Below are 18,423 nucleotides of genomic sequence, written 5' to 3'. Positions count from 1 at the left end.
CATGCAGATTTACCACTACCACCCCGACACCGGCGCCTATCTCGGCCGGGCCGAGGCCGACCCGTCGCCCATGGAGCCCGGCGCGTACCTGATCCCGGCGAACGCTACCACCCTGGCGCCGCCGTCGCCCGAGGAGGGCCTGCGCCGGGTGTTCGTTGAGGGGGCCTGGCAGCAGCTCGACGAGGCCGACGTGCCGGTGGCCGACGCTGGCGAGGCCGCCCCGCCCGAGGTGACTCATGACGACCTGCGCGCCCGGCTCGGCGAGATCCACGCTGCCTATGGCAATGGCACCACCCACCACCGGGGGCTCGACATCAGCATCGACGTCGAGGCCCGGGTCAACGCCCGGGGCGTGCTCGACGAGGTGAAGGCCGGCACCCAGCCGCTGCCCTTCCAGTGGTTCGCCGGCGGCCAGGCCATCGACGTCACCACGGTGGCCGAGATGCAGGCCATTCACGACGCCATCTATGCCGCCCTGCGTCGCGGCTTCACCGCCAAGGGCAAGGTGCTGGCGGCGATCCCCAATATCAGCCAGCCGGCCGACTACGACGTCGCCGCGGCCTTCCGCGCCCACCTGTAACCCGCACGAGGCAACCCCATGCTATTGACCGGCATCCTCTACGATGCGGGCGGCCCGCTCGCGTCCGTGACTATCACGTTCGAGGCCACCCAGACCACCCAGAACGGGGTGATCCTGGGCGCGGATCGGGGCTTTACCACCAACGAGGACGGCACCTATGCCATCAACCTCGAGCCGGGGCATTACGCCGTCTTCTGGAATGAGCGCGGCCACCGGGTGCGCCTGGGCAACCTGGTTGCCGACGAGTTCAGCGAGTCGAGCCTGCCGGCCGCCCTGCAGGCGGCGCCGACGCCGGTGGATTCCAGCGCCGTCGAGGACGCCATTCTCGAGGCCCTGCAGCAGATGCAGGCCGACCTCGACGCCTCGCGGGACGCCCGCGACGCCGCCCAGGAGGCCCAGGCCGCCGCCGAGCTGGCCCGCGACGCGGCCACCGTGTCCGGCAAGGTCTACGCCGACACCGCCGCCGGCCTCGCCGACACCCTGGGCGGTGACTACTTCAAGACGCCGGCGTCCACCGGCGACGGCTTTTTGACGCTGTACCGCAACGACGCCGGCAGCGCCACCGAGATCGAGACGTTTCCCTCGCTCAACGGGCTGACCGCGGCCGTGGCGGCCGCCAACGAGCAGGCCACCCGGCTGAATCGCGCTTTCTCCCTGCGGCCTTACCAGGGCGAGACCCTGCGCCTGGACTTCGTCAACCGGGCCTATGGGCAGGGCGATGTAACGGGCATCTCGCAAGCCTTTGCCGTGGCCGACCTGCTGACGGTCACGCGCACCGCCGAGGCGTGGGAGTGGGGACCGCACGGCCGCCTGATGCGCTATGCCCCCGACGAGCTGGCCTATGCTTACGACCCGGTGACCGGGGCCCCCTTGGGCGCCGTGAAGCGCGGCGACCGGACCAACCTGGTGCCGTGGAGTGAGGCGCTCGCCAACTGGTCGCAGCTGTCGGGGTTTACGGAGGTGCTCGCCTCGGCGGAAACGGCGCCCCGGGGGGAATATTCCCGGGTCGGCAATACCGACGGCGCGGCCGCCCAGAGTGTCTATATCGCCGAGTTCTACAGCCTGGCGGCGAAGGACTACACCTTTCGCTTTTGGTTCAAGCCCGTGGGAAATGCCACCTGCGTGGGCGTGAAGCTCGATAGCGACAACCTGCGGGCGGTCTTCAATGCGGCGGATGGGACATTCGACAACTATGCCGGCATCACGATAAATGCGATCGAGCTGCAGAACGGCATGGGCTACGAGGTGACGGTGCAATGGACCTCGCTCGGCGGCGATAATCGCATCTTGGTGCAGCTCCAGGATACTATCGGGTTTTCCTACTCGGCCACGATTCCCGCCGGTGAATATGCCTACCTGGGCGGCTTCCAGCTCTCCGATCGCCCCTTTGATGGCAGCTATATCCCCACCGAGGGGGCGGTCGTGACGCGCGACCTCGAGGAAATCTATCGACCCTTCGGTGATGAATACCAGCAGCAGGCCGGGGCGGTCTATGTCGAGTTCTCGCGGCCGCTCTTCCCGGACGGTGGCGGCGGCTTTGGCGTCTGGCTGGGCTCGACTACGGAAACGAATGAATACCTCGGGTTAATCTATTTCAGCGTCGGGGCGGAGGCGCTGACGTCGCAGAACTATTACAAGGGCGGCGGCGACCAGGCGGTGGTTTCCGATAACGGTCAGTATGTTGAGTACGGCAACAAGCTGGCCGCCTCGTATGGGCTGGGCGAACACTTGGGGGTGTCCTTGAATGGCACGTCTGCCGGCTATGGCACCGACGTGCCGACCACCCAGGCCCCGGGCAACCGCCTGGCCTTCGGCTGCAGCTCGTCTGGCAATGCCACCAACTGCGATATTTTCCTGCAGCTGCTCGAGCTGTACCCGGGGCCGCTGTCCACGGCTGAATTGGAGACCATGACCACATGAACCGCACCCACCTCGAACACACTGTCATCGCCCTGGTGATCCAGCTGGCGTTGTGGCCCCTGCTGGGGCCCTGGGGCGCGGGCTTCACGGCCTGTGCCGTGTTCCTGGGCCGGGAGATCGCCCAGCATGAGGCCAAGGGCGGCGGCGCCAAGGCGGTGCCCTGGTACTACGGCGCGATCCGTCACTGGTCGCGCGATTCCATCCTCGACGTTGTCCTGCCGGCCGCCGTCTGTGCGGCCCTGGCCCTGGGAGGGGCTGCCCTATGATCGACGCGATTCTCTATGTGCCCGACTTCCCCGCCCTGGTCGCGCACCTGGATACCCACCACCCCGCCATGCTGGCGCGGGACGAGAGCGGCGCGCTGGTACAGCCGCCGGTGGTGGTGGGCTTCGCCCGCACCCCGGCCGTGGCCACGCCGGACGGCGCGGCGCTGATGGTCTATGCCCGCCTGCGCGGCCCCGAGGTCGAGCAGTGGCACGGCATGCCCGGGGTGGAGGTGCTGGCCGAGGCGCCGTTTACCGGCCTGGGCACCGCCCAGGCGGTCTATGACCAGGTGTTCGCCGATCCCGACGCCCTGGCGGCCTATGACGCCGTCTATGATCGCACCCCCCGCCAGGTCAACGACGGCGAGGGCGGCACCCTGACCGTCACCCCGCCGGCCTGGTTCGGTCTGATAGCCGGGGCGTGAGCGGCTCGCTTCATGGAAGGCTCGGGCATGGCGGTTTCTCCATGGCCTGTCATTTCAGTGAGGCTCGCCGCACTCAAGTCGGCAAATGTTGGTCCCGATAGAGGGATTGATTTGCTCGAGTGTTAACTCGGCTGGGAGTCTGGCGAGACTCACCGAAGAACCCATAGTCCCGCCGATAGCCCTAGCATGAAAATGTTGGCGTAGAATATAACCGCCATGATTTTTTCGGTTGTTTTCCTCGCTGTGTGTCGGGTTGTTGTTTTGCTGTCTAAATAAATTCTAGTTCCTTTGTTTAAAGAGGTGCTCGCCTGACTCATCAGGTCATTGTATCTCTCTAAGGATTGCGTCAAAAAATGAGACACAAGGAGGCTGAAGATGCTTGCTGCTATGGCCAAAAAATGTTGCTTGGACTCAAATAGTACATAGTACCAGCCGGCGATAAATGCTGTCTGTATTGTTATTGAATACTGGATAACTTGCCAGGCTCTTCCTTGATGGCAAATTAATAAATCTTTTCTTATCGCGTCATACTCTGCGCCTAACTTTTTAGTGGAATCCATGAGAAGATCCAGCTCCTTTTAATAAGCTATAGACTTTGGTTAATATTTCTTTCACGGCGGCAGTCGCCGGTGGGCTTGCCCGGTACATTCGCTCTGGTCTTGAACTATTTGCCATGCACAATCTATAACATCTACTCGCAGAATAAATAGGACGGTCGGATTTTGTTAATTCCCTTGGCGCCATGTGGCCTTATCTAAGTCCTGTTGGTTAAAGGTATTACGAATCAAAGGGTAAGCCATTATTTTACATAAGGGTTGCCATTACCTTGGATGGTTATGATCCGCTGATTTCGTTTTCGCTCCCACCTATCTACCGGATCTTGATTCGACCAGGCAGTGAAGAGCTGTTGTTGCTGGCGGCTGATGCGAATTCCGTAGGTGTCGCGCATGTACCAGTAGGTGCGAGCAATATCACCACGGACATGGGCGGGAGGTTCGAAGGCATCGACTTCGAAGGATACCTTGGCCTGGCACTGGCCATACTGGTAAGAGTCCGAGCCAGCAACCATGCCATAGCGTAGGTTCGACCTATCCCCATTCACCTCGCCTACCGATGGCACCAAGTTGTGGAGATCGGCCTCGGCCCGGCGGAAAACCTCATCCACGGAACGGCAGAGATCACGTCCGCCTTCTTGCCAGCACTGACGCTGCCGTCCGAAGTCGTAGGCAGGGACGACGTGTTCCCACTCGATGCGGGAGGCGCGTTCCGGCTGCTTCCGCACCTCATACCCACAGCTGGCGAGCTCCGGCCCTTCCTCGAAGTCGAAGGCGCATCGGCAGTAGAAGGTGAGATCCTGGTCATGGTAGATCTCCTGCTCTGCGATTCGCTTCGCCGTCGAGAACGAGGTGGGCACCTCCGCTGCAGCCAAAGAAGGCTGTATGGCCAGCAGGGTGATGGTGACGAACGTTGGTAGGCGCATCCTTGTGCTCCCCGGCAGCCAATGCCGGGAGTGTAGCAGCCCGAGGGTGCCCCATGATGGCAGGCGCAATGGAAGTAAAGCTGGATGCCTGTCCAGTATCTCGGCGGATCGATTGCGCTGGATCGCTCAACGGCTCCGGTGGAGGCGTGAGACAATCTAAGAATTGTGAGACAGGGGGGGGGGGGGGGCAGGGCGCTGATGGAGAAGGGATTTCACGGTACCTTCTGCTCTACCATTGAGCTACACCCGTGCAGGGGATCTGCGTCCGCTGCGGTCGCATGTGATCAGGTGGTCGCAGTTTGGTCGCAGACCAGGTGCGACCACGATGGCAGGTGTGATGAGTGGAGGCTGTAAGTGGCTGATATTTCAGCGAAGGCCCGTAGCAAGCGCGGCCCTGGTTTGCTGAAAAACGGATTCAAAATCCGCCGGGTGCAAGCCCTTGTCGGTTCGAGTCCGACCACCGGTACCATAAAATCAAGCACTTATCTCCTTCCAGGTGCTTGGTCTGGATTAGATTCCCCTCACGTGTCAACAAAGTGTCAACGCCGCTTTGACCCTGTCCCGCTCTACTCCCTCCCCGTAGCCGGGCGAACTATGCCGCTTAGTACCTAATCTCCCTATTTCTAAGACGTTATTATTAGCGTTTCATGTGAGTGCAGACTACATTTCTAATGTCAGGCAGGAAGCCTTCAGACTCGATCATGCTCATGGTGTGGTAAGCGGCCCCTCTTCTTCAGGGGGGGGGCGCTTTTTTCGTTGGATGGAATCTTCGTGGGCTGGCGGGGCGACCGTGCCGATCAGCTCGGGACCGGCAGCTCTCGACCTCTTCGGTAAGGCAGCAGGCAATGACATCGCCTCGGCTGCCGTCGTCACTTGATGGCCGGGAGTCGACGCGCCTTGGCCTTTCCTCAGGCACACGAGAATGCCCGCTCCATGGAGCGGGCACGGGTCATGTCGACCCCGTCGGAGGGTGGTGGGCCGCCTCAGGAGGCGTAGGCGCCGGCGGCGTAGGTCAACTCGTAGCTGTGGCTGTAGATCTCGAGGATATTGCCGAAGGGGTCTTCCATGTAGACCATGCGGAACGGCTTCTCGCCAGGGAAGTATTCTCTAACCGGCATGCGCTGCTTGCCGCCGGCAGCGACGATGCGCTCGGCGAGCCCTTCCACGTCAGGATCCTGGACACAGAAGTGGAAGACGCCGGTCTTCCAGTACTCGAAGTTGTTCTCCGGGGTTTGCTGGTTCCTAAACTCGAACAGCTCGACGCCGACCCGGTCGCCGGTGGACATATGGGCGATGCGGAATGACTCCCAGCCAGGCCCGAAGACGTCGCTGCACATCACGCCGATCGCCGAGTCGTCCTCGACGATGGTGGTCGGTTCCATGATCAAGTACCAGCCGAGCACCTCGGTATAGAACGTCAGGGCCGCCTCGACATCGGGCACCGAGATGCCGATATGGGAGAAGGTACGGGGATAGACCTGGCGCATGGCAAGCACTCCTGTTGGTCGTGGGCGGTTGGCACGCTGGCCATGCTAGGCGGTGATGAGCATAATCAGAACCATCACCCCGTTATCCTTATGATAAGAAATGCTTATGATACAGCCGCAATGGCTGCGCACCTTCGAGGCCTTGGTCGAGCTTGGCAACTTTACCCGTGCCGCCGAGCGGCTGGACCTGACCCAAGCCGCGGTCAGTCAGCACATCAAGCACCTGGAGAGCCGGCTCGGGCCGCTGCTGCTCCGCCAGTCCCGAAAATTGGAGCTGACCCCGGCAGGCCATGCCCTGCTCGATTACCAGCGTGAGCTGCAGGCCGCCGATCAGCGCCTGCAACAGCGCCTGGCCGGCGACGATGCGACGCGGGGAGAGCTCAGCCTCATCACTCCCGGCAGCATCGGGCTGGCTATCTACCCGCACCTGCTGGCGCTGCAACGCGAGGCGCCCGGCCTCACCATCCGCCATCGTTTCGGCCCGACCGCCGAGGTCATCGATGCTGTGCTCGACAACCGCGCGGAACTCGGACTCGCCACCCGGCGGCCCGATGACCCCCGGCTGTCGGTGTCGCTGTTCACCCGGGAAGCGCTGGAGCTGGTGGTCCCGGCCGGGGAGAGGGTGGACGGCTGGGATGACCTGGTGCGGCTTGGCTTCATCGACCACCCCGACGGGCATGACATGGCCACTCGCCTGTTGAGCCGCTGCTTCCCCGGCAACCCGGGGATACGCCGGCTGCCCTGTCACGGCTTTACCAACCAGATCGGCCTGATCCTCGCGCCGGTGGCCGAGGGGTTGGGGTTCAGCGTGCTACCCCGCTTCGCCCGGGAGGCATTCGCGAAATCCGAGGCGATCCGGGTCGTCAAGGGCCTGCCGGCGGTCGTCGACAGCCTGTGGCTCCTGCATCGCGCCGAATGGCCGCTCTCGGCCCGTGCCAGCCGCGCCGTGGAGTGGCTCTCAGTTCGAGTGGTGGGAGCATCGTCCGTCTAAGAGACTCTCCTTGGCCGTGGCGGCTCCGGGACCGAATGCCTGCTCCATCGCCCGGCATGCCGCGCTGGCCAGGAACTAGATGCTTCTTAGACCGCAACGATCTGGGTTACCCCCAAAAGATTCTTAGTACTGTCGCTTGAAGCAGGACTACATTTCTAATGTCAGCGCAGGAAGCCTTCTGACTAGTCATGTTGTGGATCGCGGCCCTTCTTTGGGCCGCTTTTTTCTTCGCTGCCGCGGAGTGTGGCACTGCCCCTTCGCATTGGAGGCTGGGCTCGCGTCATCGCATCATGCCCTCCTGGTGCGTCATGGCGGCGCCGGCCGTCCCTCTCTCAGTCGATGCTGGTATCCCGAATGGCGGCATTGATCAGGCAGTAGAGGCCGTAGCTCGCCAGGCCGAGGGCTACCGCGCCGAGCAACCAGGGACCGAAGGGCTGGGCGGCCAGCACGTTCAGCGCGCCGCCGAGGCCCTGGGCCTCGCTCGGGTCGGTCTGCCAGGCCGAGATGCACAGGAACAGGCCGATCACCTGAAATACCACGCCGCGGGCCGAGAGGCCCCAGCGGGTAATGATGTCCGCCAGCCGGCGTTGCAGCGGCCCCATGTCCTGGCGGTACCAGTTCTTGAGATAGGTGCGCCGGATGGCTCGCCACAGCTGCCGAAGGCCGATAGCGATGAACACCAGGCCGATGGCAAAGATCACGTAGAGTCCGCCCTGGTGGCTCATCACCAGGGCGGTGCGGTCGCTGGCCGTGTCCTGTCCCGACGAGCTGGCGGCGTTGCGCAACAGGTCGAGGCAATAGATCCCGAGGCTGCCATGGATCAGGCTGCTGATCAGGAATCCCAGGCGCGTGACGAGTCCCTTGGGGCCGCGACCGACGTCCTCGGTATCCAGCAGGGCCTGGAGGAGACGCCAGGCGGCATAGGCGGCGAGTCCGGTGCCCAGTCCGCCGAGCATCAGGTCGCCGAAGGGCTTGCTGGCCAGGCCATAGAGGGCTTCCTTGGTTCCGACGTTGTCGCCCCCCAGGCCGATCGCCGCCAGGAAGGCCAGGCCGCCCACCAGCAGGTAGACGACGCCCTTGGCGGCGTAGCCCACCCCGGCCGCGAAAGCCACACCCCGCGTCAGTCGGGTATTGGATCTTGGCATCGTGAACTCCACAGTCACCGCGTCAGACGAGGCCGATGACCACCATGGCCAGGGTGCCACCGGTCAGCAGGTAGGCCATCAGCGCCATCAAGCCGTCCTCGGCGAGCAGGGCCAGGCCGAAGAGCGTCAGCGCCAGGCCGGCCCCGTTGGCAGTAAAGGGCACCAGCTCCATCGGCGGCATCGCCAGGCCGATCAGCAGGCAGGTCAGGGCCACTGGCAGGTGGGCCGGGGGGCGGGCAAGCCATACCAGGCGGGCTCGCAGGAGGCGGTCGACCCAGCGTGCGGGGCGCTCCATCCAGTCGGTCACCCGCACGAAACGCTCGCGGGACACCCGCCGCCGCAACAGGCATCGCGGCAGCCAGATATGCTCTCGGCCGAGCAGCAGCTGGGCGGCCACGAGCACCACCAGGCTGGCCATCAGGGTCGGCACGCCAGGGATATCGCCGAGCAACGGTGCCAGGGTGATCAGCCCGGCGATCAGCAGGAAGGGCGCGAAGCTGCGTCGCCCCACCGTGTCGAGGATCGCTTCCAGGCTCACGTCCTGTCGCCGCCGCCCCGCCTGCTGCACCCGAGCGATCAGCGTCGTCAGGTTGCGTGGGCATGGCGGGGGCGGTGCTTGCGGGGTGTCTCCGGTCATGCGGCCCCTGCTGTCTGGGGGAGGGGGCCAGGGCTCCTGGTGACCAGGATCGCCTGGGCGACGTCATGACAGTGTACCCTTGCCGCCCGTGGGGATGCATGCCGATCCCGCCAGGCCGGGCAGCGGCCCTGTCGCATGGCATCGCAATATCGTATGGTAAGCGGCCAGACTTTCTCCCGTGCTTGCGAGGGAAGGCTGTTTTCGTTGGCTCCCCTCGGCGGGCGTCTGTCTTGCCAGGTCTCCCTGTGCTCGCAGCGCAGCCTGGCACCATGCTTCGAGGGCGCGCTGCTCTCCTCTTACCTTGTCTGGTGGTCCGCTGTGTCCATGGTCGCTTCTGGCAGATTCCTCCAGCAGCTACTGCGCCATCCCCTTCGTACCTGGCGGCTTTGCTACAGCCAATGGCGCTACGACTACACCCCCGAGTCGCAGGTGCCCGACACCCTGCACAGGGCAGTGCTGTTCGTGCCCAAGCGGATCGGTGATGGCATGGCCGTCTTCCCGGTCATTCGGGCCCTGCAGGCCCGCGGGGTATCTCGCCTCGTCATCGTCGCCTCGACCTACAACGCGAGCGTCTTCCGGCAGCTCGCCGACGAGCATGTCGAGGTGGTGACCCTCGCCGACGGCAAGGATATCGGGGCGGTCCGAGACGTCGCTCGCGAGCTTCGTGCCCGCCATGGAAGCATCGATCTCTGCGTGGAAGGCACCATCCGCGACGATGTGGCCACACGGTGCTTCGTCGGCACCCTGCGGGCGCGCTGCAACCTGAAGCTGGGGGGCTCGCCGATGCGCTGCTACGCACCGCTGCGGGGGGAGGCCCGGGCGATGCAGGATCACGGCGAGGCCCGCCCGCACTGCTGGGCCGCGCTGATGCGGGAAGCCGGCATCGCCGACGTCCCGGGTACCTATGAGTTTCCCATCGCCGCCGACGACGAGGAGCGGGTCCGGCGCTGCGTGGCCCCCCTGCGACCCTATGTCGCCCTCAACCTGGATGGCAGCCACCCGGCGCGCCAGCTGTCTCTCGAGCAGGGGCGACGGCTCTGCGAACTGCTGCGGAACATCACGGGTCTGGCCGTGGTCATGGTCTTCGGCCCCGGCGGCGAGGACAAGGCGCAACGGCTGGCGGCCGAGGTGCCGGATGTGCACCGGCTGTCGCTGGCGGTGAGCCTGCCGCACAGCGTGGCTATCGTGAAGCATGCCGCCCTGGTGGTGACCCCCGATACGGCGGTGCTGCACATGGCCAGCGCCTGGAATCGGCCGACCCTCGGCCTCTACGCGCGTCCCCAGCGGCGTTGGCGGCCGCTGGCCGAACACAGTGCCATGATCGAGACCGGCGGCCATCTTGCCGATCTCGATCTGCAGGAGGTGGCCATGGCCCTGGCCGTGCTGGCGCCGGTCGATGACGGTCGAGGCTGAGCCGCCACGCCAAGCTCTGGCCCTGTCCTTGGTCGGGGGAATATCGTATGGTGAAGACGGTTGCAGTCCTTTTCCCGCCAGCGGGAGGAGGACTGTTTTCGTTGGCCCCCGGACGGGGCCAGCCTGGACGGAACATGGAGGTCAACGATGACGCAGCGTCCCCCCTTGATCATCAATCGCCTGGATGCCGAGCGGTTGCAGCGCCTGATCGACGAGGCCGGCGGTGACCGGGGCGTGGCGGAGGCCCTGGAGGCCGAGCTGCTGCGCGGCGAGGTGGTCGACCCGCAGGAGATTCCCGAGGACGTGGTGAGCATGAACAGCCAGGTGCTGTTCACGGACCTGGCCCGGCAACGCCGGGTGATCCGCACCCTGGTCTATCCGCGCTCGCTACCGGAGACCGGGGATGGCGTCTCGGTGATGGCCCCCGTGGGAGCGGCCCTGCTCGGCCTGCGGGTCGGGAATGTCATCGACTGGCCGCTGCCCGGCGGCGAGCCGGCCCGGCTGCGCATCGAGGCGGTTCTCTGGCAGCCCGAGCGGGCCGGGCAGTTTCATCGCTGAGGTTCCGTCATACTTGACCCAAGGAGTCTGATCATGCCGTTTTCACTGTGGATGTCACTGGCCGCGGTCTGCGCCATGGGAGCCATGTCGCCGGGGCCGAGCCTGGCCCTGGTGCTGCGCCATACCCTGGGCGGCGGGCGCTTGCCCGGGGTGGCGGCGGCGCTGTCCCATGCCCTGGGCGTGGGGCTCTATGCCTTGCTGACCGTCTGGGGCCTGGGGGCGCTGATCGTGCGCTTTCCCTTGCTGTTTCAGGCGATCACCTGGGGGGGCGCGGCCTACCTGGCCTGGTTGGGCATCAAGGCGCTGCGGGCCGGTCGCGCCGGGGCGCTCGACGCCGAGGCCATGGCCACCTCCGGGAGTCAGGCCGCCCGCGAGGGCATGCTGGTAGCGCTGGGCAACCCCAAGCTGATCCTGTTCTTCGTTGCCCTGCTCAGCCAGTTCGTGACCCCGGACATGAGCCTGGCGGCCCGGGCGATCATCGTGCTCACAGCGATGATCATCGACGGCGGCTGGTACATGCTGGTGGCGGTCAGTCTCTCCCACTCCCGGGTCCTGCCCTGGCTGCAGGCGCGCGCTCACTGGATCAACCGGGCCACCGGGGTGCTGTTGCTGGCGCTGGCGCTGAGGGTGGTCGCCGGCCCCATCGGCTGAGGCTGCGTTGACGTGGATCACGTGGCCGGGTGGGTCGAGAGGTCGAGGGGCTGATACGCTAGTCTTGTCGTCTTACCGGAAGTCGTGTTGATGAATGAGTCCTCCCCTCATGCTCTGGCGGTATTGCTCGAGGATGATCCCGATGCCGCCGCTGCCCTGGCGGTCCAACTGCGGGTGCTGGGGGTGGAGACGCGTTACTGCCGGCATTCCCACCACCTGGTCGGCGAGGTGCTGGCCAAGTCGCCGCAGCTTGTCGTCATGGGGTTGGCGTTCGGCGAGCAGGACGGCATCGCGATGTTGCGCCGGCTCGCCGAGTGCCGTTATCGGGGGCGAGTTCTGCTGCTCAGCGGCGTCGAGCGCAAGGTGGCGCGCATCGCCGAGCGGCTGGGCGAGGCCCTGGGGCTCAACATGTTGCCTTCCCTGGACAAGCCCATGCGGCTCGGCGAGCTACGCGAACGCCTGGAAGGCCTGGAGGGCGAGGCGAGTCCCGGGCCGGCCGAGATCCGCCCGCCGTTCTTCCACCAGGATGAGCTGGAGCGAGCCTTCGACCGCCAGGAGCTGATCCTCCACTACCAGCCCCAGTTCGACCTGGCGAGCCGGCGGCTGTCCGGCGTCGAGGCCCTGGTGCGCTGGAATCATCCCGAGGCGGGCCTGCTGGTGCCCGGCGACTTCCTGCCGCTGCTGACCCCGGCCCAGAGTCGCTTGCTGACCCGTCGCGTGTTGCAGTTGGCCATGACCGATGCGGGCCGCTGGCGCGAGGCCGGCCTCAACCTGTCGCTGTCGATGAACGTCACCCCCGACGACCTGCTGTGCCCGGAACTGGTCGCCCTGGTCCGCGAGGGCTGGCACTCGGCCGGTGGGGCACCGCTGGTGCTGGAGATCACCGAGACCGCCTCCATGGAGGACGAGCTGCTCGGCAGCGAGGTGGCGGCCCGCCTGCACCTCACCGGGCTGGAGGTCTCGGTGGACGACTTCGGGGTTGGCTTCTCGTCGCTGGCGCGACTGCAACTGCTGCCCATCAGCGAACTCAAGGTCGATCGCAGCTTCGTCAGTCGCCTTCACGAGGACCTGCAGGATGCCGCCATCGTCGAGGCCGTGGCACTGCTCGGGCGACGGCTGGGCATCCGCGTGGTCGCCGAAGGCGTCGAGGACCTGGCCTGCCTGGCGGCCCTGGAGCACTATGGTTGCACCCATGTGCAGGGGTTCGGCCTGGCCCGGCCGATGCCGAGCGAGGGCATCATGGCCCTGGCTCACGGCGAGTCGCCCCTGACGCCTTCGTGGGGACGGAGTTCCGCTGACAGCTCATGTAAGTGATAATGGTTCTCTAATGTAGGAAATGTCTCACGCTGGAAGTGGTTGACGGCAAGGGTGAGCGTCATCTTGCCTGATGATTGCTGGCGATAGCGTTCGTTCGACGCATTTCTCTCTCTTTCCTCCTCCGGGACACCTGGGGCGATACCCTCTGTCGCCCCAAGCTGCCTTCCCACGGGCTTCATTTGCCTTGCTACCCTCGCGCCCACATTCGGCAATGCCACGGACGGCCGCCCGTGCCGGGCGCCCGGATACCGTATCGTCTGCGTCTGTCAGGGCACGGCTCCGAGAAAAAGGCCGGCCACGGGGCGTCGCGTCGTTATATGCAGGGAGGAAGCACGAAAATGGCCAAAGAAGGGTCCGTTGCGCCGAAGGAGCGCATCAATATCAAGTACGTGCCCGCCACCGGGGACCAGCAGGCCGAGACCGAGCTGCCGCAGAAGCTGCTGGTGGTCGGCGACTTCAAGGGCGGCGCCGAGGAGGCGCCGATCGAGGAGCGCGATGCCGTCTCGGTGGACAAGAACAACTTCCAGTCGGTGATGCGCGAGGCCGGCCTGGGGCTGCAGACCAGCGTGCCCAATCGCCTGGAGGCAGAGGAGGGCAAGGAACTCGCCGTGGACCTGAGCTTCCAGTCCCTGGCGGATTTCGCTCCCGACAGCGTGGCGCGCCAGGTGCCCGAACTGCGCCAGCTGGTCGAGCTGCGCGAGGCCCTGGTGGCCCTCAAGGGACCGCTGGGCAATGTGCCGGCCTTTCGCGAGCGCCTGCAGGCGCTGATCGAGAACCCCGAGGCTCGGGACCAGTTGCTGAGCGAGCTCGAACTGCTCGACGACGCCCCGTTCCCGGGCGACTCCTGATCCCTTCACGCACGGAAGCGAGGCACCCCTCATGAGCGAATCCACCCACTCCCAGGCGCCCGCCGCCGAGGCCCGCGCCGAGGACTCCCTGCTCGACCAGGTGATGGCCCAGACGCGCATGGCCCCCGCCGATGAAGGCTACGACGTGGCCAAGCAGGGCGTTGCCGCCTTCATCAGCGAGCTGCTGAAGAGCGACGACGGCCAGGCGCAGGTCAACAAGTCGGTCGTCGACCGGATGATCGTCGAGCTGGACCGCAAGATCGGCCACCAGGTCGACGAGATCCTCCACGACCAGGGCTTCCAGCATCTGGAGTCGGCCTGGCGGGGCCTGAAGCTGCTGGTCGATCGCACCGACTTTCGCGAGAACATCAAGCTCAATGTCCTCCATGCCACCAAGGAGGAGCTGCTCGAGGACTTCGAGTTCGCCCCGGAGATCAGCCAGAGCGGCCTCTACCAGCACGTCTACGCGGCCGAGTACGGCCAGTTCGGTGGGGAGCCGGTGGCGGCGATGATCGGGCACTACGATTTCACGCCCTCGACCCCCGACATCAAGCTGCTGCAGTACACCGCCTCGGTGGGGGCCATGGCCCACGCCCCCTTCCTGTCCTCGGTGGCGCCGAGCTTCTTCGGCATCGACAGCTTCGAGGAGCTGCCCAACATCAAGGACTTCAAGGCGATCTTCGAGGGACCCAAGTACGCCCGCTGGCGCAGCCTGCGCGAGTCCGAGGACGCCCGCTACCTGGGCCTCACCGCCCCGCGCTTCCTGCTGCGCATGCCCTACGACCCGGTCGAGAACCCGGTCAAGAGCTTCCACTACGAGGAGTCGGTCAGCGAGCGCCACGACCACTACCTGTGGGGCAACACCGCTTACCTGCTCGCCGAGCGCCTCAACGACAGCTTCGCCAAGTACCGCTGGTGCCCGAACATCATCGGCCCGCAGAGCGGCGGGGCGGTGGAGAACCTGCCGGTGCACACCTACGAGGCGCTGGGGCAGCTGCAGAGCAAGATTCCTACCGAGGTGCTGGTCACCGACCGGCGGGAATTCGAGATGGCCGAGGAGGGCTTCATCTCGCTGACCATGCGCAAGGGCAGCGACAACGCCGCCTTCTTCTCCGCCAACTCGGTGCAGAAACCCAAGACCTTCCCCAACACGCCCGAGGGACGCGAGGCCGAGACCAACTTCAAGCTCGGCACCCAGCTGCCCTACATGTTCATCGTCAATCGCCTGGCCCACTACATCAAGGTGCTGCAGCGCGAGCAGATCGGCTCCTGGAAGGAGCGCCAGGACCTGGAGCGCGAGCTCAACACCTGGATCCGCCAGTACGTCGCCGACCAGGAGAACCCCCCGGCCGACGTGCGCAGCCGCCGGCCGCTGCGCGCCGCCTCGGTGCAGGTCTCGGACGTCGAGGGCGACCCGGGCTGGTATCGCGTCTCGCTGGCGGTCCGCCCGCACTTCAAGTACATGGGCGCCAACTTCGAGCTGTCGCTGGTGGGACGCCTCGACAAGGACTGACGCCATGACCGCCTTCAGGGATTGCGGCGGGCGGCCCGGCGCGCGGCTCTTCGAGCGCCTCTCGGCGCCGGAGCGCCCGGTGCCGGAGGGCGAGCGGGCGCTGGAGGCCACCCTGGCCTCCATCAAGCGCCACCTGGTCGAGTTGCTCAACAGTCACCCGGGGCACAGCGAGTGTGCCCCGGGGCTGGGCCTGCTGGACTTCAACGACGCCACGCTGGGCGTGCTGGACCTCGAGCTCAAGGTCGAGCGCGCGATCCGCGAGTGCATCGAGCGCTACGAGCCGCGGGTCCGGCGCGTCCGGGTCGAGACCCTGCCCAACGACGGTGACCCGCTGCAGCTGCGCTTCCAGGTCCAGGCCACCCTGGACCTGGGGCGCGAGGCCACCGAGACCACCATCGACCTGTTGCTCAACGACAAGCGCTACCAGTGCGTCAACTGAGGCCATCATGCTGAACCGCTACTACCGGGACGAGCTCGACTTCCTGAAGCGCCAGGGCCGCGAGTTTGCCGAGGGCAACCCCGGGCTCAGCCGCTTCCTCGCCGAGCAAAGTACCGATCCCGACGTCGAGCGCCTGCTCGAGGGGTTCGCCTTCCTGTCCGGGCGACTGCGCGAGAAGGTCGATGACGAGTTCCCCGAGCTCACCCACTCGCTGATCGGCATGCTGTGGCCCAACTACCTGCGGCCGGTGCCGAGCATGACGGTGGTGCAGTTCACCCCCCACTGGCACGGCCTGAGCGGCGCCCAGACGGTGCCCCGCGGCACCTCCCTGGCCAGTCGCGAGGTCGAGGGCACGGCCTGCACCTTTCGCACCTGTCACGAACTGACGCTCTATCCCCTGGCCCACGACGGCGTCACCGCCCGCCACTCGCGGGAGGCCTCGGTGGTCGAGCTCGACCTGGCGGTGCACAGTGACCAGCCCCTGGACGGCCTGGGGGTTACCGACCTGCGCCTGCACCTGGGCGGCAGCGGCTACACGGCCCGCACCCTCTACCTGTGGCTCAGCCACTACCTGGCGGGCCTCGAGCTCGAGGTCGACGGCCAGCGGATGGCGCTGCCGACGCGCCTGCTGGCGCCGGTGGGCTTCGCCGCCGCCGACGCCCTGCTGCCGTACCCGCGCAACGTCTACCAGGGCTACCGCATCCTGCAGGAGTACCTGTGCTTCCCCGAGGCCTTCCAGTTCTTCGACCTGCAGGGCCTGGGTGACCACCTGCCGTCGCGCCCGGCCGAGCGGGTGACGCTGCGCTTCACCTTTACCCGCACCCTGCCGGCGGATGCCCGGGTGGGGGACGAGAACCTGGCGCTCTACTGCACGCCGGCGATCAACCTCTTCGCCCATGACGCCGACCCGGTGGACCTCAGCGGCGAGCGCAGCGCCTACCGCATCCGGCCCAGCAGCCGCTTCCCCGCCCACTACGAGGTGTTCAGCGTCGACGAGGTCACGGGCTGGCTGGAGAGCGAGGCCGGGCGCATTCGCGGCGAGCCGCGCCGCTACGTGCCCTTCGAGAGCTTCGAACACCAGATCGAGCGCGACCGCGGACGCCAGGCGCTCTACTACCGGGTCCGGGTCCGCGACAGCCTGCGCGGCGACGGCTTCGACCACGATATCGCCTTCGTGCGCGGCGACGAGCAGGCCTGCCTGGGCCTGCGCGAGACCATCTCGCTGCGCCTGACCTGCTCCAACCGCGAGCTGCCGGAGCGGCTGACCATCGGCGACGTCTGCCTGCCCACCGAGGACAGCCCGGCCTTCGCCGGCTTTCGCAACATCACCCGGCCGACCCCGGCGATGCGCCCGACCCTCGACGGCAGCCTGCTGTGGACGCTGATCTCCAACCTCTCGCTCAACTACCTGTCGCTGCTCGACCGCGACGCGCTGCGCTCGGTGCTGCGCGTCTACGACTTCCGCGCGCTGGTCGACCGCCAGGCCGAGCGCATCGCCCAGCAGCGCCTGGCGGGCATCGTCGATATCCAGACCCAGCCGGTGGACCGCCTCTATCGGGGCCTGCCGGTGCGCGGCCTGCGCTCCGAGATGACCCTGGACCAGGAGGCCTTCGGCGACGAGGGCAGCCTCTTCCTGTTCGCCAGCGTGCTGTCCCGGTTCTTCTCGCTGTACGCCAGCATCAACTCCTTCCACGAGTTGCACGTCACCAACCTCCACAACCGCGAGCGCTACGCATGGACCTTGCAGTCGGGCCAGCAGCCCCTGATGTAGCGCTCGCGCCCCTGGTCGACGGGGCCCGACGCTACGACTTCTACCAGCTGGTCGAGCTGCTCCACCGGCACCACGGCGACGACCTCGAGGGTGACCGGGAGGCCGACGCGAGCGCCGAGCGAGTGCGCTTCCAGGCCTGTGCCTCGCTGGGCTTTCCGGGCAGCGACGTGATCGACCTCGCGCCCCGCGAGACCGGCCGCTACGCCCTGCGCGTCAGCTTCCTGGGACTGCAAGGGGCCCAGTCGCCCCTGCCGGGCTACTACCTGGAGGCGATGGCGCATGCCGATGCCCACCGCGAGGGCGCGGCCGGCGACTTCCTCGACCTGTTCAATCACCGGCTGCTGTCGCTGCTGCACCGCGGCTGGCGCAAGTACCGCCACCACGTGCGCTACCGGGACGGCGCCGAGGATGGCTTCTCGGCGGGAGTCTTCGCCCTGGTCGGGCTGGCCGACGAGCGGCTGCGCGGCGAGACGCCGATCAACTGGAGCAAGATGCTGGCCTATGCCGGCCTGCTGGCCGGTCGCTCGCGCTCGCCGGACGTGGTGGCGGGCATCGTCGGCCACTGCTTCGACCTCGACGGCGTCGAGGTCGAGTCCTGGGTGCTGCGCCGGGTCGAGATCCCGGCAGACCAGCGCAGCCGCACCGGCCTGGCCTGCGCCACCCTGGGCCAGGACATGGTCGCTGGCGGCCGGGTCGCCGACATCAGCGGCAAGTTCGCGCTGTGCCTGCGCGGCCTGGACCTGGCGCGCTTCCGCGACTTCCTGCCCGACGGCCGCGACCACCAGGCCCTGCGCACCCTGATCGACTTCGTGCTGCGCGAGCCCCTGGCCTATGACCTGGAACTCGAGCTGCTGGAGAGCGAGGTCCGCCCCATGCGGCTGGGCGAGGGCGGCAGCTGCCAACTGGGCTGGACGACCTTCGTCCAGCCCGAGGCCGACGCGGCGCCCCGGCGGCGCCGGGTCCGCATACAGATGACACGGTGAAC

The 18,423-nt window shown here is 66.4% G+C and carries 19 protein-coding genes; 14 read left to right on the top strand and 5 right to left on the bottom strand.

Features of this window, described 5'->3' with window-relative positions:
* Position 1: 1 nt before the first annotated feature.
* The 4 genes from EKG36_RS13060 to EKG36_RS13045 are packed head-to-tail and all read left to right on the top strand — an operon-like array spanning position 2 to position 3,188.
* Complete coding sequence (locus tag EKG36_RS13060; protein ID WP_126484783.1) at positions 2 to 580, top strand: hypothetical protein; 579 nt, start codon at positions 2 to 4, stop codon at positions 578 to 580.
* A gap of 18 nt (positions 581 to 598) precedes the next feature.
* Positions 599 to 2,500 carry a carboxypeptidase-like regulatory domain-containing protein gene (locus tag EKG36_RS13055; protein WP_126484781.1) on the top strand — a complete coding sequence of 634 codons (1,902 nt, stop codon included), beginning with the start codon at positions 599 to 601 and terminating at the stop codon, positions 2,498 to 2,500.
* Positions 2,497 to 2,766, top strand: a complete 270-nt coding sequence (locus tag EKG36_RS13050; RefSeq protein ID WP_126484779.1) for a hypothetical protein — start codon at positions 2,497 to 2,499, stop codon at positions 2,764 to 2,766. Before EKG36_RS13055 ends, EKG36_RS13050 begins: the two co-directional genes overlap by 4 nt.
* A complete protein-coding gene (locus EKG36_RS13045; RefSeq protein WP_126484777.1) occupies positions 2,763 to 3,188 on the top strand; it encodes a hypothetical protein in 426 nt (141 codons plus the stop codon). Before EKG36_RS13050 ends, EKG36_RS13045 begins: the two co-directional genes overlap by 4 nt.
* Before the next feature lie 149 nt (positions 3,189 to 3,337).
* Here the strand turns inward: EKG36_RS13045 and EKG36_RS13040 are convergent, their stop codons facing one another.
* The 3 genes from EKG36_RS13040 to EKG36_RS13030 form a co-directional block, all read right to left on the bottom strand.
* Positions 3,338 to 3,748, bottom strand: a complete 411-nt coding sequence (locus tag EKG36_RS13040) for a hypothetical protein (protein WP_126484775.1) — start codon at positions 3,746 to 3,748, stop codon at positions 3,338 to 3,340.
* 239 nt (positions 3,749 to 3,987) lie between these two features.
* Positions 3,988 to 4,668 (bottom strand): endonuclease, encoded by a 681-nt coding sequence (locus EKG36_RS13035; protein WP_126484773.1) that lies wholly within the window; start codon positions 4,666 to 4,668, stop codon positions 3,988 to 3,990.
* Between the two features lie 983 nt (positions 4,669 to 5,651).
* Positions 5,652 to 6,155 (bottom strand): lactoylglutathione lyase family protein, encoded by a 504-nt coding sequence (locus tag EKG36_RS13030; protein ID WP_126484771.1) that lies wholly within the window; start codon positions 6,153 to 6,155, stop codon positions 5,652 to 5,654.
* A 106-nt stretch (positions 6,156 to 6,261) separates the two neighbouring features.
* Here EKG36_RS13030 and EKG36_RS13025 point away from each other — a divergent pair, with 106 nt between their 5' ends.
* A complete protein-coding gene (locus EKG36_RS13025; RefSeq protein WP_126484769.1) occupies positions 6,262 to 7,146 on the top strand; it encodes a LysR family transcriptional regulator in 885 nt (294 codons plus the stop codon).
* A gap of 332 nt (positions 7,147 to 7,478) precedes the next feature.
* Here the strand turns inward: EKG36_RS13025 and EKG36_RS13020 are convergent, their stop codons facing one another.
* Both EKG36_RS13020 and EKG36_RS13015 read right to left on the bottom strand, forming a co-directional pair.
* Positions 7,479 to 8,291: a DUF1206 domain-containing protein gene (locus EKG36_RS13020; RefSeq protein WP_246007511.1), complete on the bottom strand. Its 813-nt coding sequence runs from the start codon at positions 8,289 to 8,291 to the stop codon at positions 7,479 to 7,481.
* Positions 8,292 to 8,313: 22 nt separating this feature from the next.
* Positions 8,314 to 8,928, bottom strand: coding sequence for an exopolysaccharide biosynthesis protein (locus EKG36_RS13015; protein ID WP_126484767.1), 615 nt, complete (start codon positions 8,926 to 8,928; stop codon positions 8,314 to 8,316).
* Between the two features lie 324 nt (positions 8,929 to 9,252).
* On the opposite strand from EKG36_RS13015, the gene EKG36_RS13010 reads away from it, so the two are divergent.
* The 9 genes from EKG36_RS13010 to tssG all read left to right on the top strand — a co-directional run bounded on the left by EKG36_RS13010 (position 9,253) and on the right by tssG (position 18,421).
* A complete protein-coding gene (locus tag EKG36_RS13010) occupies positions 9,253 to 10,341 on the top strand; it encodes a glycosyltransferase family 9 protein (protein WP_185827556.1) in 1,089 nt (362 codons plus the stop codon).
* Between the two features lie 147 nt (positions 10,342 to 10,488).
* Positions 10,489 to 10,899, top strand: coding sequence for a nucleoside diphosphate kinase regulator (rnk, locus tag EKG36_RS13005; RefSeq protein WP_126484763.1), 411 nt, complete (start codon positions 10,489 to 10,491; stop codon positions 10,897 to 10,899).
* Between the two features lie 33 nt (positions 10,900 to 10,932).
* Positions 10,933 to 11,550 carry a LysE family translocator gene (locus EKG36_RS13000; RefSeq protein WP_126484761.1) on the top strand — a complete coding sequence of 206 codons (618 nt, stop codon included), beginning with the start codon at positions 10,933 to 10,935 and terminating at the stop codon, positions 11,548 to 11,550.
* Positions 11,551 to 11,640: 90 nt separating this feature from the next.
* Positions 11,641 to 12,864, top strand: coding sequence for an EAL domain-containing response regulator (locus EKG36_RS12995; RefSeq protein ID WP_126484759.1), 1,224 nt, complete (start codon positions 11,641 to 11,643; stop codon positions 12,862 to 12,864).
* Between the two features lie 341 nt (positions 12,865 to 13,205).
* Positions 13,206 to 13,715 carry a type VI secretion system contractile sheath small subunit gene (gene tssB, locus EKG36_RS12990; protein WP_126484757.1) on the top strand — a complete coding sequence of 170 codons (510 nt, stop codon included), beginning with the start codon at positions 13,206 to 13,208 and terminating at the stop codon, positions 13,713 to 13,715.
* 31 nt (positions 13,716 to 13,746) lie between these two features.
* Complete coding sequence (gene tssC, locus EKG36_RS12985) at positions 13,747 to 15,228, top strand: type VI secretion system contractile sheath large subunit (protein WP_126484755.1); 1,482 nt, start codon at positions 13,747 to 13,749, stop codon at positions 15,226 to 15,228.
* 4 nt (positions 15,229 to 15,232) lie between these two features.
* Complete coding sequence (gene tssE, locus EKG36_RS12980; protein ID WP_126484753.1) at positions 15,233 to 15,667, top strand: type VI secretion system baseplate subunit TssE; 435 nt, start codon at positions 15,233 to 15,235, stop codon at positions 15,665 to 15,667.
* 7 nt (positions 15,668 to 15,674) lie between these two features.
* Complete coding sequence (gene tssF, locus EKG36_RS12975; RefSeq protein ID WP_185827555.1) at positions 15,675 to 17,438, top strand: type VI secretion system baseplate subunit TssF; 1,764 nt, start codon at positions 15,675 to 15,677, stop codon at positions 17,436 to 17,438.
* Positions 17,402 to 18,421 carry a type VI secretion system baseplate subunit TssG gene (gene tssG, locus EKG36_RS12970; protein WP_126484751.1) on the top strand — a complete coding sequence of 340 codons (1,020 nt, stop codon included), beginning with the start codon at positions 17,402 to 17,404 and terminating at the stop codon, positions 18,419 to 18,421. Before tssF ends, tssG begins: the two co-directional genes overlap by 37 nt.
* Positions 18,422 to 18,423: the final 2 nt, after the last annotated feature.

Source organism: Halomonas nitroreducens (assembly GCF_003966155.1).
Classification (GTDB): Bacteria; Pseudomonadota; Gammaproteobacteria; order Pseudomonadales; family Halomonadaceae; genus Halomonas; species Halomonas nitroreducens.
This window is presented reverse-complemented; position numbering and strand designations above follow the sequence as displayed.

What these genes read in the sequence shown, in the direction of transcription:
- EKG36_RS13060 (WP_126484783.1), top strand. Translation starts at nt 2, where the DNA reads ATGCAGATTTACCACTACCACCCCGACACCGGCGCCTATCTCGGCCGG.
- EKG36_RS13055 (WP_126484781.1), top strand. Translation starts at nt 599, where the DNA reads ATGCTATTGACCGGCATCCTCTACGATGCGGGCGGCCCGCTCGCGTCC.
- EKG36_RS13050 (WP_126484779.1), top strand. Translation starts at nt 2,497, where the DNA reads ATGAACCGCACCCACCTCGAACACACTGTCATCGCCCTGGTGATCCAG.
- EKG36_RS13045 (WP_126484777.1), top strand. Translation starts at nt 2,763, where the DNA reads ATGATCGACGCGATTCTCTATGTGCCCGACTTCCCCGCCCTGGTCGCG.
- EKG36_RS13040 (WP_126484775.1), bottom strand. Translation starts at nt 3,748, where the DNA reads ATGGATTCCACTAAAAAGTTAGGCGCAGAGTATGACGCGATAAGAAAA.
- EKG36_RS13035 (WP_126484773.1), bottom strand. Translation starts at nt 4,668, where the DNA reads ATGCGCCTACCAACGTTCGTCACCATCACCCTGCTGGCCATACAGCCT.
- EKG36_RS13030 (WP_126484771.1), bottom strand. Translation starts at nt 6,155, where the DNA reads ATGCGCCAGGTCTATCCCCGTACCTTCTCCCATATCGGCATCTCGGTG.
- EKG36_RS13025 (WP_126484769.1), top strand. Translation starts at nt 6,262, where the DNA reads ATGATACAGCCGCAATGGCTGCGCACCTTCGAGGCCTTGGTCGAGCTT.
- EKG36_RS13020 (WP_246007511.1), bottom strand. Translation starts at nt 8,291, where the DNA reads ATGCCAAGATCCAATACCCGACTGACGCGGGGTGTGGCTTTCGCGGCC.
- EKG36_RS13015 (WP_126484767.1), bottom strand. Translation starts at nt 8,928, where the DNA reads ATGACCGGAGACACCCCGCAAGCACCGCCCCCGCCATGCCCACGCAAC.
- EKG36_RS13010 (WP_185827556.1), top strand. Translation starts at nt 9,253, where the DNA reads ATGGTCGCTTCTGGCAGATTCCTCCAGCAGCTACTGCGCCATCCCCTT.
- rnk (WP_126484763.1), top strand. Translation starts at nt 10,489, where the DNA reads ATGACGCAGCGTCCCCCCTTGATCATCAATCGCCTGGATGCCGAGCGG.
- EKG36_RS13000 (WP_126484761.1), top strand. Translation starts at nt 10,933, where the DNA reads ATGCCGTTTTCACTGTGGATGTCACTGGCCGCGGTCTGCGCCATGGGA.
- EKG36_RS12995 (WP_126484759.1), top strand. Translation starts at nt 11,641, where the DNA reads ATGAATGAGTCCTCCCCTCATGCTCTGGCGGTATTGCTCGAGGATGAT.
- tssB (WP_126484757.1), top strand. Translation starts at nt 13,206, where the DNA reads ATGGCCAAAGAAGGGTCCGTTGCGCCGAAGGAGCGCATCAATATCAAG.
- tssC (WP_126484755.1), top strand. Translation starts at nt 13,747, where the DNA reads ATGAGCGAATCCACCCACTCCCAGGCGCCCGCCGCCGAGGCCCGCGCC.
- tssE (WP_126484753.1), top strand. Translation starts at nt 15,233, where the DNA reads ATGACCGCCTTCAGGGATTGCGGCGGGCGGCCCGGCGCGCGGCTCTTC.
- tssF (WP_185827555.1), top strand. Translation starts at nt 15,675, where the DNA reads ATGCTGAACCGCTACTACCGGGACGAGCTCGACTTCCTGAAGCGCCAG.
- tssG (WP_126484751.1), top strand. Translation starts at nt 17,402, where the DNA reads ATGGACCTTGCAGTCGGGCCAGCAGCCCCTGATGTAGCGCTCGCGCCC.